Here is a 10,000-nt window from a genome sequence, read left to right as displayed (position 1 = left end):
CCCGCTATTGAAAAACAGCAACAGGGTGAACAGCCTTTAGCCGCATTAACAGTAGTATTGACCGGTACTTTGATCAGTATGGGCCGCGATGAGGCCAAAGAAAAACTGCAACGCCTGGGAGCCAAAGTATCAGGCTCTGTTTCGGCAAAAACTTATGCAGTGATAGCGGGGGATAATGCCGGATCGAAACTGGCGAAAGCAACAGAGTTGTCAGTCCCGGTCTGGACTGAGCAGCAGATGCTTGATCTCTTTGCACAGCATGGGCTAAACACAAATGTCTGAGTTCTATCCTTTACTCGATAAGTATGGCCTGACCCGGATACCATTGCGCTTTTATGCAGTACTGTTATTAGTGTTAAGGCCCTATATTCTGTGGATTTTAGTACTGACTATGCCTGAAGGGGGCGACAAATTACTGGCTGCTGTTTACCCAAAAAGTGATGACTTCTTAACAGCTTGTCTGATTTGTGCACCTCTATTGCTGGTAGTGGCGGCGCTGAGCCAGCGCAAAGACAAAGGACATCAGCGTTGGTTCAGGATCTGGCGTCAAAGCCGCTGGATCCTGCTGGCTGTGGTTGCTATAGATTTAGTGCATAGTCTGACCCACTTACCCAACTATGTGATGCTCAAAGCCCCCTGGTTGCTGATTTCGCCCGTGCTGCTGGTGCTGAGTTTATGGTGGCTGCTGACCAATGCAGCCATGAAGCAAGTGGTGACGGAATGGCCTTAACGGCCTTTGGCGGGTTAAATCGCAATTTTCTGCTGGCCTTGTAACTGCTGCCAACGTTTTTGCTGTTCCTGGTTTAGTTTGGCTTTCGACAGCATAACCTCACATTGCAAACGCAGTTGTTCGGTCTGAATTGACGGATCAATATTTTCAGTTGAACGCAACGACTGCAGCAAGTTTAAGGCAATACCCGCATTGCCAGGCATAATCTTAAAAGCCTGTATAAAAGCATTCAGAGCTTGATGCCATTGACCTTTTTCGTACAAGAGCACCGCATTGTTGTTGAATTCTCTTGGCCCCATAGGTAGGGTTTCACGTTCCTGTTGCTCCTGGCGTAGGTAAGTTATAAAAACAGGATCTGCCTGTTTCAGCTTGTTCTCGTCTTGTGTTAGTTGCTTCAGTAACTCCCGTGAACTACTTAATAAGCCAACTTCATGCAAAGCTTTGGCTTTATCCAGAATATCCTCAGCATCTTGTGCCGCAGAGCTTTTCTCCAGGGCCAAGAGCAGCTGTTTCGCTTTTTCAACCTGATCCTTAAGATAATAAATACGAGCCTGCACCACCACTTGTTGCTCTTGCTTGGGTTGCTCGGGAAACATCTGGCGCATATTGGTTAAAGTGTCATTCGCGACTTTGGATAATCGGCTGGTTTGCTCGTCTTCATCAACACTTAAGGCGTAATCGATAGAAGCACGAGCCAGATTCAGGTAAAGATCTGGTTGTTCATACACAGAAAAACGGGCAAACCGCAGTAAGTCTTTGGCTGCCTTAAACTGATGCTCATAATCATGATTTAAGCGTGATAAATGCATCAGTTTTTGTTGGCGTAGCAAGTTTCGCGGGGCCATATCTGTGGCTTGCAGCAGGTCTGCCAAAGCTTTTTTATACATTTGCTGCTGCAGATGTATGTCTGACAGCAAATCCAAAGCTGCCAGTTTCATATCCGCTTTTTGCAGTAAAGGTTGCAACAAAGCCGTGGCTTCAGGGTAACGTTCCCGTTGAATAAGACAGCGTGCTAATCCAAGCTTTACCCAATTCAGACTCTCGTTGTGAACCAGATTACTGTAAAACTGCTCGGCTTCGGTCCAGCGTGCTGCTTGCTGCAGTATCTCGCCTTTTATTTTTAACAACATGCTGTTGTACTTAGGCTGATAGCCCTGTTTCTGCCACTGATCCAGCAACTTTAGGGCGGCATCTGTTTTATTCTCATCCATCAGGCTATACAAAGGACGAAATAAGTTTTTACGTCGTATTGTGCGGTCGATGCGGGATTTTAAATCTTTGATAGCAAAAGGTTTCACCATAAATTCGTCAGGCTGTAACTCCAGAACGCTATGCACCAGGCTTGGATCTGTCTCGGCACTGATAAAAATGAAGCCGGTACAATGGCGAAATAAGTTACGGACCTTCAGCTCCTGATAGAGTTGATAGCCGTCTTTGCCATTTAAATTAAAGGAGCAAATGATCAAGTCGAACGCTTTATCACGACACAAAGTTAAGGCGGCAGCAGAATTTTCAGCATAATGAAAACCCGGATAACCCAGAGTCTCCAACGCATAGCGTAAGTAGTTCTGAGTTAAAGGCTGCTCATCTACAACCAGTATCTGAATGTCCTTATTAAGTTTTACTGCCATAAATGAATGAGATACCTTTTATCATTTCTATCAAATATAGCCATTAAAAAACTAAAAAGCTGTAAATTTTTTAAATGAATTCAAGGGTTCCTGCTTTTCTGATTTAGGAAAAACTATTAATAAGCGAAAAAGTGCTAAAAACAAAATATTAAAAATGATTAAAAACAAGATATTAGTGAATTTTTGTTGGACCCAGGTCCTGAGTTTTAAGCCAGTCCATAAAAACGATATTTTTTTGCCGAAGAAGTGCGGTATTTATCAAAAAGGTAGAAGGTAGATAGTGGATGCTACTGGGTTCGAACCAGTTCGCCTTGGTCTTGTGTAAAGAGAGCGATGATTTTCTTTAAAGGGGAAAAGGGGATGGTGGATGCTACTGGGTTCGAACCAGTGACCCCCGCCTTGTAAGGGCGATGCTCTCCCAGCTGAGCTAAGCATCCTGGGACTATTCTTTGTTACACATTGGCATCTAAAAAGATGGTGGACGCTACTGGGTTTAATCCAGTCACAGCCTGTTCTTTATAAAGTGCGGCGATGCGCTCTTTAAAAAGATGGTGGACGCTACTGGGTTTAATCCAGTCACAGCCTGTTCTTTGTAAAGTGCGGCGATGCGCTCTTTAAAAAGATGGTGGACGCTACTGGGTTCGAACCAGTGACCCCCGCCTTGTAAGGGCGATGCTCTCCCAGCTGAGCTAAGCGTCCTGGGACTATTCATTGTTACACTTGGACATCTAATAAGATGGTGGATGCTACTGGGTTCGAACCAGTGACCCCCGCCTTGTAAGGGCGATGCTCTCCCAGCTGAGCTAAGCATCCTGGGCATAACAACATGACTACAACGATTTAAACATCTCTTGGAGAATTTCAAAAAGATGGTGGATGCTACTGGGATCGAACCAGTGACCCCCGCCTTGTAAGGGCGATGCTCTCCCGGCTGAGCTAAGCATCCATCGTGTGGTCGGCCGTCATTATAGGGGGCTCGGTTTTTGTGTCAATAATATTTTTAGCTTTGTGAACTGTATGCTGTAAAAGTAGTCAGTTAAATCTTTTCCTGCATTGTAGCTTCGGCCGTGCAATCACTGCTTTGCATTGGTACAATAGCGCCCAATTTTTTGGCCTTCAGTGGATTTGTTATGTCTATAGTTACTCGTTTCGCGCCAAGCCCTACAGGTTATCTGCACGTTGGTGGCGCCCGTACAGCGTTATACAGCTGGCTGCACGCTCGTAAAACCGGCGGTACTTTTATCCTTCGTATAGAAGATACAGATTTAGAACGTTCCACTCAGGAATCTGTGGATGCCATTTTAGAAGGTATGGAATGGCTGGGACTGGATTATGACGCGGGCCCTTATTACCAAACCAAACGCTTTGATTTGTATAAGGAAGTGGTCGCTCAGCTGCTGGCTGAAGGCAAAGCCTACAAATGCTTCTGTACTGTAGAAGAAGTAGATGCAATGCGCGAAGCGCAAATGGCTGCTGGTGAAAAGCCAAAATACAACGGTATGTGGCGTGATCGTACGGACCACCCAACAGATAAGCCTTATGTGATCCGCTTCAAAAACCCGCTGGATGGCGTAGTAGTGATTGACGATTTAATCAAAGGCCGTATTGAAATTGCCAATGCTGAGCTGGACGATTTAATTATTGCCCGCAGTGACGGCACACCAACCTATAACCTGACTGTTGTGGTCGACGACTGGAAGATGGGCATCACTCACGTTATTCGTGGTGACGACCATGTCAACAATACACCACGTCAGATGAATATTCTGGCGGCCTTGGGCGCTGAAATTCCTAAGTATGCTCACGTGCCTATGATTTTAGGTGACGATGGCAAACGTCTGTCAAAACGTCATGGTGCTGTTGGCGTGATGCAATACCGCGACAATGGTTTCCTGCCAGAAGCGCTGATCAACTATTTAGTGCGTCTGGGCTGGTCTCATGGCGATCAGGAAATCTTCAGCAAAGAAGAATTAGTTCAGTTGTTTGATTTAAGCAACTGTAACCGCGCTCCTTCGGCCTTCAACACTGACAAGCTGATTTGGTTAAACCAGCACTATATGAAAACGCTGGCTCCAGACTATGTGGCAAGCCATTTGGCCTGGCATGTGGCCGATCAGAAGCTGGATATCAGCGCAGGTCCGGCTTTGACGGAACTGGTGAAAGTGCAGGCAGAGCGGGTGAAAACCTTAAAAGAACTGGTAGAAGTCAGTCGTTATTTCTACGAAGACTTCAGCGAGTTTGAAGAAAACGCCGCGAAAAAACACTTACGCCCTGTGGCTGCAGAGCCTCTGGTTGCTGTTCAAACTAAACTGGCAGAGCTGAATGATTGGTCGGTTGAGGCTTTACACAAAGCGATCAACGATGCTGCTGAAAGCTTAGGTTTAGGCATGGGTAAAGTTGGTATGCCTTTACGTGTAGCTGTCACAGGTGGTGGTAACTCACCAGCACTGGATGCGACACTGGCTCTGATTGGCAAAGATCGTGTGTTAAAGCGCATCAGCATGGCGCTGGAGTATATCAGCAACAGAGCTGGCGAATAGTCCGTAGGGGCGACCTTTAGGGTCGCCCGTCTCTGGTTAAATGCGATGTCGGAATGGGTTTATCCCCGCCCGTCTCGCATCCAACTTGTTTCAGCAAGGCTGCATTCATTTGCAACTGTCAAAATGATGTTCATTTTTTAAGAAGGGTTATACAACATGCGTTTAGTAGTCGCATTGTCAGCTGTACTGTTGTGTTCAGCAGTCTCTGTTCAGGCACAGGAATTTCAGAAAAAACATGGCGAAGCAGAAGCCACTATTCCGCCTTGGGGTGGGGATGTTGAAGTGGGAGTGGTACTAAGCCGTGGTAACACTGAAGCTACTGCAGTGCGCACCAACGCAGAGTTAAAACACGAACTGGAAGATTTCCGTAACAAGTACTATATCCAAACCTTGTTGCAGCGAAATACCCAAACCAACAGCGCTACAGGCGAAAAAGAAGACAATACTACTGGCCAGCGTGTGGGTATTACGGCGCAAAGTAACTATAAATTTTTCCGCTCAGACAGCAGTTTATTCGGCCGGGCCGCTTATTTAAATGACCGTTTTGGTGCTTTCCGCGAACAATCGTCCCTGGCTGTGGGTTATGCCAATAGATTATACGAAGCAGGCGAGAATTATTTAGACTTCGAGACTGGTCCTGGTGTCGCGTATGACAGACCCTCAGAAGGCGAAAGTAACTCAGGTATGATTTGGTATGCCGCTGGTAACTTCGAATATCACTTCTCGGAAACCAGCAAGTTTAAACAAACACTGGAATACGCTATTTCATTAGATGGTCATAACACCAGCTATACCAGCCGCAGCGCTGTCACAGCACAAATCAATAACGAGCTGGCGTTGCGTTTAAGCCTGAACATTAAGTACGACTCAGATGTAGGCGTAGATAAGAAAAGCACAGACTCTGAAACCGCAGCTTCTATCGTCTACTCGTTCTAACAATGAAAATGGGGTCAGATCACATTAGTTACGCATAACTAATGTGATCTGACCCCATTTTTAGTTAATGGAGGACGCGGGCGCGTAACGTCCCAGGAATCGCCTTCAGCTCATTCAGGGCCAGTTCGTGGTCCAATGAATCTATGTCTATCACTACGTAACCAATTTCGGCATTGGTTTGCAGATACTGACCCGAAATGTTGATGCCGTGTTTGGCAAAAGCTTCGTTGATTTTGGTTAGCATACCAGGCTGGTTTTTGTGGATATGCAGTAAACGTGAACGGCCTTTGTGTTCTGGCAGTGACACTTCCGGGAAATTCACCGCTGACAGGGTAGAACCGTTGTCGCTGTATTTCACCATCTTACCTGCCACTTCAAAGCCGATATTCTCCTGCGCTTCCTGAGTAGAACCACCAATATGTGGCGTCAGGATCACGTTGTCGAATTCACGCAGTGGCGACAGAAATTCTTCATCGTTGCTGGTCGGTTCCACCGGGAATACGTCAATAGCAGCACCGGCCAGTTTTTTCGCTTTCATCACAGCTGCTAAAGCATCGATATCGACCACAGTGCCACGTGAAGCGTTGATCAAAATGCTGCCTTGTTTCATCAGATCCAGTTCAGCTTCGCCGATCATATTTTTGGTCTGAGCTGTTTCAGGCACATGCAAAGTCACTACATCTGAAGTTTTCAGCAAAGTGCCAAAATCAACTTGGGTGGCATTGCCTAATACCAGCTTGTCTTCGATATCGTAAAACTGCACTCGCATACCGATGTTTTCCGCCATGATGCTCAGCTGAGTACCAATATGGCCGTAACCGATAATACCTAAGGTTTTACCACGGGCTTCAAAAGACTGAGTTGCAGTTTTTTGCCAGACACCACGGTGCGCTGCGGCATTACGCTCAGGAATACCACGCAGCAGCATAATGATTTGGCCTAACACCAGTTCAGCCACTGAGCGGGTATTGGAAAAAGGTGCGTTAAATACCGGAATACCCCGCATCAAAGCGGCGTCTAGGTCCACCTGATTGGTGCCGATACAGAAGCAACCCACAGCGGCGAGTTTAGTGGCGGCGTCCAGTACTTTTTCGGTTAACTGAGTGCGTGAACGAATGCCAATAAAGTGCACGTCACGGATTTTTTCAATCAGCTCAGCTTCATCCAAAGAGGTTTTTAAATACTCAATGTTGCTGTAACCCTGATTCTTAAAGCTCTGCACCGCACTTTGGTGTAAACCTTCCAGTAATAGGATTTTGATCTTGTCTTTGGGCAGCGAAAATTTTTCCATTTTACTTCTCTTTAACTTGTTGCAATTTAAATTCGATTCACTTGATTCTGGCTCTAAGTAATTGGCGTTGCAGCGCTACGAGTAGGGGCTGGATTTATCCCTGCCCGTTTTTTCTGCTGCGGCTTCAAGTACGACAAGCTCAGTTTAAGATTTTTGTGCCTTCGGCAGTACCGACCAGAACTATATCTGCCGCACGACGGGCAAAAATACCGTTGGTGACTACGCCGACCAGGTTGTTTATTTGTTGTTCTAATTGTTCTGGTGCTGTGATGCTAAGGCCATGCACATCTAAAATAATATTGCCGTTGTCTGTGACCACGTTTTCACGCCACACCGGGCGACCGCCTAACTTTTCCAGCTCGCGTGCCACATAAGCACGGGCCATGGGGATTACTTCAACAGGCAAAGGGAATCTTCCCAGTACGTCCACTTGTTTGGTTTGATCGACAATACAAACAAACTTCTCAGCCACTGCTGCGACAATTTTTTCGCGGGTCAGCGCTGCGCCACCGCCTTTAATCATATGCTTTTGCGGATTGATTTCGTCTGCACCGTCGACATAAATGGCAAAACTTTCAACCTCGTTTAAATCCAGTACCGCAATACCTAAAGTACGCATTTTTTCAGTAGATTGCACAGAGCTGGATACCGCACCTTTGATCTGATCTTTGATCGTAGCCAGCGCGTCAATAAAGTGATTCACGGTAGAACCAGTGCCCACACCTACAATAGTGCCAGCTGTTACATAATCTAAGGCTGCCCAGGCAGCGGCTTTTTTCATCTGATCTTGCGTCATGGAGGGTACCGTTTCTAGTTTTAATGCGTTTAGCCATACAGATGGATAGTAGCCGAAAAGGGGGATCGGGCAAAAGAGGCAAAAGGCAAAAGAGCTGAAAGAATTTTAGTATTTACTTATTGTTCACTAAAACGTCGGAATTTGGTTGGCGTGCAAATCGCTGGCAACGGAATATCCCAGGCTTCGACGGGTACTGCGTCTACTTGCTGACAATCATGAGCTAAGCCAATCAGCTGTGGTTTTGTTGTAGCCGAATCCAATTGGCTTAAGGTTCTGTCGTAAAAACCACCGCCCATGCCCAAACGCTGACCTTGCGAGTCAAAAGCAACCAAAGGTGTAAATATCAGATCCAGTTGGCTGACAGGGCGTAACAGACTGCAATTCAACTCCGGCTCGCCTATACCAAACTGATTGGGTTTTAATTGGGTATCCGGAGTATAAAGCTGAAACACCAGATAACCTGGTACGACGGGATGCAACAGTGGCAAATACAAGGTCTTGCCTTGTTGCCATAAGGCTTGGATCAGCGCTGTAGTGTCCAGCTCACCGTCATTGGTCAGGTATAAAGCTATGTGCTGAGCTTGTTGTACCTCAGGGCGGGGCAATAGCTGCTGCACTAACTCCAGACTGGCCTGGTGTTGCTGCTCTGCAGATAAAGAGCGGCGCAAACTACGAATATGCTGGCGAAGCTGTTGGCGTGAAGTCAAAACACAGAACCTAAGGTTTTGAAAATAAGCTGGACTATAAAACAGAAAGACTTAGCTGCAAAGGTTTTGAATTCGAAACGGGCGGGCACAAGACCCGCCCCTACAATTTATATCCAGAATGAATCTAAAGTTGGGCAAGGAATTTGATTTGCAGCGTGATGAGGATTTGTAGGGGCGAGGCTTGCCTCGTCCGTTGGGTGTGTAAATCAATGCAGGGATAAATAGGGACGCCAACAAAGCTGCAGCTTCAAGTACGAAGGATAAAAAGGTTCTCCGAATTGCCGTGTCAGGTATTAGCCCTTGAACCTAAGGTTCAAGGCGGGAGTCAGTTGTCACCGTAGGCTTCTCGGTACGAGCCGAGCCTGCACAAAAGCAACAAAAAAGAGCCCCTTTAAAAAAACAATTATCGGCTCAGGGACATCTACCTAATCACTAACAACCCAGAGAACGCCCTAAGTATAACATCGGCTTTTTGATTATTCCGCCTTCTTTTTCACTTCTACCAGCTCATTGCACAAATTAAGCGCAATCATTAACAAAACATCTTCATTCATATGCACGCCTGGCTTAAATTTTGTACTGGCGACCCGTTGTTCCAGCTCATCTATGGCTGCCTGCAGTCGTTGTTCTTCACCTAAAGGGCAGGACACTTTGAGTACCCGGCCTAACACAGAGATGGTCAATTGCTTAGGTTTTGTACTGGCAGCAGGTTTGGAGACAGGTTTTTTCACCACAGCTTCAGCTGGTGGAGGGTCAACAGGGCGAAATTTACGTAAATGCATGATAGATACCTCTGGGCCTGCGATTGGGGCGTCCATCTGTTGGCGGGTAGAACCAGCAAATGGTAGGATAGCTGCCTTGAAAAGTCGCTTGGGCCGAAAAATTATGACGACAGAAAGTTTTAAATCTTACGATCACTGGACCAGTTTGCTGGATCAATCTTACCTGATGGCGTCGGCCGCCGAAGTACATGGCTTGATCGCAGGCTTACTCAGTGCTGGTGTGAGCGCAGAACCTGCAAAGATATTACCAGTTCTGCACGACTTCTTAAATGACGGACAAGCCTTATCTGCGCCTGTTAAAGCAGATATTTCTGATTTAATTATGCAAACGTCCGAATCTTTGGCACAGACCGACTATTCCTTTGCATTATTGCTGCCCGGTGATGACGATTCCTTGCCAGAACGACTGGAAGCTATGGTGGAATGGACTCAGTCTTTTTTAGTGGGTTTTGCCATTCAGCAGAACGATTTATCGCTTTGTTCTGCCGATGTGAAAGACGCAATAGAAGAACTGACCGAAATCACCAAAATTGACGTATTTGCAGTAGACGACAACAGCGCAGAAAGTAACGAAGAGTCCTACTTCC

At 46.4% G+C, this 10,000-nt stretch carries 10 protein-coding genes, 4 tRNA genes and 1 other RNA gene; 5 read left to right on the top strand and 10 right to left on the bottom strand.

Annotation, left to right across the window (positions count from 1 at the left end; all coding sequences use genetic code 11):
* Both LDL40_RS06910 and LDL40_RS06905 read left to right on the top strand, forming a co-directional pair.
* A partial coding sequence (locus LDL40_RS06910; protein WP_367304303.1) for a BRCT domain-containing protein occupies positions 1–282 on the top strand: 282 nt, incomplete at its 5' end.
* The gene (locus LDL40_RS06905; RefSeq protein WP_300994479.1) at positions 275–730 is read left to right on the top strand and encodes a DUF2919 family protein; all 456 of its coding nucleotides are present in this window, start codon (positions 275–277) and stop codon (positions 728–730) included. The genes LDL40_RS06910 and LDL40_RS06905, both read left to right, overlap by 8 nt.
* Positions 731–744: 14 nt before the next feature.
* On the opposite strand, the gene LDL40_RS06900 is transcribed toward LDL40_RS06905, so the two are convergent.
* The 5 genes from LDL40_RS06900 to LDL40_RS06880 all read right to left on the bottom strand — a co-directional run bounded on the left by LDL40_RS06900 (position 745) and on the right by LDL40_RS06880 (position 3,307).
* The gene (locus LDL40_RS06900) at positions 745–2,361 is read right to left on the bottom strand and encodes a response regulator (protein WP_300994478.1); all 1,617 of its coding nucleotides are present in this window, start codon (positions 2,359–2,361) and stop codon (positions 745–747) included.
* Between the two features lie 361 nt (positions 2,362–2,722).
* Positions 2,723–2,798: transfer RNA gene (locus LDL40_RS06895), tRNA-Val, on the bottom strand.
* A 186-nt stretch (positions 2,799–2,984) separates the two neighbouring features.
* Positions 2,985–3,060: transfer RNA gene (locus LDL40_RS06890), tRNA-Val, on the bottom strand.
* Between the two features lie 38 nt (positions 3,061–3,098).
* A tRNA-Val gene (locus tag LDL40_RS06885) sits at positions 3,099–3,174 on the bottom strand.
* 57 nt (positions 3,175–3,231) lie between these two features.
* Positions 3,232–3,307: transfer RNA gene (locus LDL40_RS06880), tRNA-Val, on the bottom strand.
* A 184-nt stretch (positions 3,308–3,491) separates the two neighbouring features.
* Between LDL40_RS06880 and gltX the strand changes: the two genes are divergently transcribed.
* Both gltX and LDL40_RS06870 read left to right on the top strand, forming a co-directional pair.
* Positions 3,492–4,901: a glutamate--tRNA ligase gene (gene gltX / locus LDL40_RS06875; RefSeq protein WP_300994477.1), complete on the top strand. Its 1,410-nt coding sequence runs from the start codon at positions 3,492–3,494 to the stop codon at positions 4,899–4,901.
* A gap of 156 nt (positions 4,902–5,057) precedes the next feature.
* Positions 5,058–5,837, top strand: coding sequence for a YdiY family protein (locus LDL40_RS06870; RefSeq protein ID WP_300994476.1), 780 nt, complete (start codon positions 5,058–5,060; stop codon positions 5,835–5,837).
* 64 nt (positions 5,838–5,901) lie between these two features.
* Here LDL40_RS06870 and serA read toward each other — a convergent pair whose 3' ends face one another.
* The 5 genes from serA to LDL40_RS06845 all read right to left on the bottom strand — a co-directional run bounded on the left by serA (position 5,902) and on the right by LDL40_RS06845 (position 9,413).
* Complete coding sequence (gene serA / locus LDL40_RS06865) at positions 5,902–7,128, bottom strand: phosphoglycerate dehydrogenase (RefSeq protein ID WP_300994475.1); 1,227 nt, start codon at positions 7,126–7,128, stop codon at positions 5,902–5,904.
* A 139-nt stretch (positions 7,129–7,267) separates the two neighbouring features.
* Positions 7,268–7,924 carry a ribose-5-phosphate isomerase RpiA gene (gene rpiA, locus LDL40_RS06860; RefSeq protein ID WP_300994474.1) on the bottom strand — a complete coding sequence of 219 codons (657 nt, stop codon included), beginning with the start codon at positions 7,922–7,924 and terminating at the stop codon, positions 7,268–7,270.
* 116 nt (positions 7,925–8,040) lie between these two features.
* Positions 8,041–8,631 (bottom strand): 5-formyltetrahydrofolate cyclo-ligase, encoded by a 591-nt coding sequence (locus LDL40_RS06855; RefSeq protein WP_300994473.1) that lies wholly within the window; start codon positions 8,629–8,631, stop codon positions 8,041–8,043.
* Positions 8,632–8,897: 266 nt separating this feature from the next.
* Positions 8,898–9,081, bottom strand: a non-coding RNA gene (gene ssrS / locus LDL40_RS06850) — 6S RNA.
* A gap of 26 nt (positions 9,082–9,107) precedes the next feature.
* Complete coding sequence (locus LDL40_RS06845; protein WP_300994472.1) at positions 9,108–9,413, bottom strand: cell division protein ZapA; 306 nt, start codon at positions 9,411–9,413, stop codon at positions 9,108–9,110.
* A gap of 103 nt (positions 9,414–9,516) precedes the next feature.
* On the opposite strand from LDL40_RS06845, the gene LDL40_RS06840 reads away from it, so the two are divergent.
* The coding region (locus tag LDL40_RS06840) for a UPF0149 family protein (RefSeq protein WP_300994471.1) at positions 9,517–10,000 on the top strand (484 nt) is incomplete at its 3' end.

Source organism: Rheinheimera sp., assembly GCF_020217005.1.
In the GTDB taxonomy this organism is placed as follows: domain Bacteria; phylum Pseudomonadota; class Gammaproteobacteria; order Enterobacterales; family Alteromonadaceae; genus Pararheinheimera.
This window is presented reverse-complemented; position numbering and strand designations above follow the sequence as displayed.

Coding starts and splice junctions, on each gene's coding strand:
- LDL40_RS06905 (WP_300994479.1), top strand. CDS start 275: ATGTCTGAGTTCTATCCTTTACTCGATAAGTATGGCCTGACCCGGATA.
- LDL40_RS06900 (WP_300994478.1), bottom strand. CDS start 2,361: ATGGCAGTAAAACTTAATAAGGACATTCAGATACTGGTTGTAGATGAG.
- gltX (WP_300994477.1), top strand. CDS start 3,492: ATGTCTATAGTTACTCGTTTCGCGCCAAGCCCTACAGGTTATCTGCAC.
- LDL40_RS06870 (WP_300994476.1), top strand. CDS start 5,058: ATGCGTTTAGTAGTCGCATTGTCAGCTGTACTGTTGTGTTCAGCAGTC.
- serA (WP_300994475.1), bottom strand. CDS start 7,128: ATGGAAAAATTTTCGCTGCCCAAAGACAAGATCAAAATCCTATTACTG.
- rpiA (WP_300994474.1), bottom strand. CDS start 7,924: ATGACGCAAGATCAGATGAAAAAAGCCGCTGCCTGGGCAGCCTTAGAT.
- LDL40_RS06845 (WP_300994472.1), bottom strand. CDS start 9,413: ATGCATTTACGTAAATTTCGCCCTGTTGACCCTCCACCAGCTGAAGCT.